This is a genomic window from Burkholderia sp. KCJ3K979 (assembly GCF_016759955.1).
Lineage (GTDB): Bacteria > Pseudomonadota > Gammaproteobacteria > Burkholderiales > Burkholderiaceae > Burkholderia > Burkholderia orbicola.
Genome location: NZ_JACFYV010000432.1, coordinates 1 through 1,190 on the forward strand (window position 1 = coordinate 1; position 1,190 = coordinate 1,190).

At 59.7% G+C, this 1,190-nt stretch carries 1 protein-coding gene; it reads right to left on the minus strand.

The window, feature by feature from the left end:
• Positions 1-22 precede the first annotated feature (22 nt).
• Positions 23-988: an IS110-like element ISBcen8 family transposase gene (locus H3O04_RS35420; RefSeq protein WP_012339304.1), complete on the minus strand. Its 966-nt coding sequence runs from the start codon at positions 986-988 to the stop codon at positions 23-25.
• Positions 989-1,190: the final 202 nt, after the last annotated feature.

The following is a 1,190-nucleotide window of genomic DNA, read 5'->3' on the forward strand; positions in this document are numbered from 1 at the left end:
GACTGAGTAACCGTCTTCCGAGTCAAGCCCGATGAAGTGAATCGTCCCAAGGCGTGTTGGTTTTGACCATGGCATTGAGCATGGTTAGGAGCTTGCGCATGCAGGCAACAAGCGCGACCTTGGACAGTTTGCCGGCGGCCTTCAGGCGTTGATAGAAGGCTCTGATGGCGGGGTTGTAGCGTGTGGCAGTCAATGTAGCCATGTACAGCACGCGACGGATCGCGAAGCGGCCACCTTGAACCCGTCGTCGCCCATTACGTAAGCCGGAATCGCAAGCAATGGGAGCGACGCCAACGAGGGCTGCAATCTGACGGCGATTGAGCCGGCCCAATTCGGGCAGTTCTGCGATCAGGCAGGCGCTGGATACCGGGCCAATTCCATGTGTGGACTGCAACAGGCGGTCGAGTTCACCGAAGTGCTGGCGTACATGAGCGACCATCTGAGCGTCGATGTCATCGAGTTGTGCCTGGATGGCGGCAATGATAGCCAGCAGACTTGGATGCAGACCAACCGGCGTGATCTGGAGCCGCTGTCGCTCCGAAAGGAGCATGGTGAGTAGTTGGCGCCGTCGGGTCACCAGTGCAGCCAGCCACTGCTGCCGCTCGTCGGGAACGGGACGTAGCAAGCGGGACAGATCGTCCCGACGCAGTAGCACGGAAGCCAGTTCGGCAAGCATACGTGCGTCGATGGCGTCGGTTTTGGCCAGACGTCCCATCGAGCGGGCAAAATCGCGTGCTTGCCGAGGGTTGACGACAGCGACCGGCAAACCCGCACCTTGCAAGGCGCACGCCAGCTCGGTCTCGTAGCCACCGGTCGCCTCCATCACGACCAACTGCACGTTCAGCGGCTGAAGGGCAACAGCCAGGGCCGAGTGGCCCTCGGCATCGTTGTTGAATCGACGGATGTCCAGATTGGCACCCAGTACGGAAACATCGACGTGAGCTTTTGCGACGTCAATGCCGACCGTTACGGCAGAAGGAGCAGACATGATCTTCGGATCCCATGCTTGTACATGCGCACTCGATGTAAATGGCGCGCGTAACCGTTCGGGCTTCAGGAAGACCAGCACGGCAACCGTGCGTTTTGTACTCAGTCACGGGCTCCAACACCCAAGCGCGGGGCAAACTGCACGGTCTCGTCTGGCTACCACCAGACTTTACCGTACTGGTCAGTACTGAACATACAAGCGC

Bases quoted from the DNA above. Each gene is read 5' to 3' on its own strand.
- H3O04_RS35420 (WP_012339304.1), bottom strand. From the start codon at position 988: ATGTCTGCTCCTTCTGCCGTAACGGTCGGCATTGACGTCGCAAAAGCT.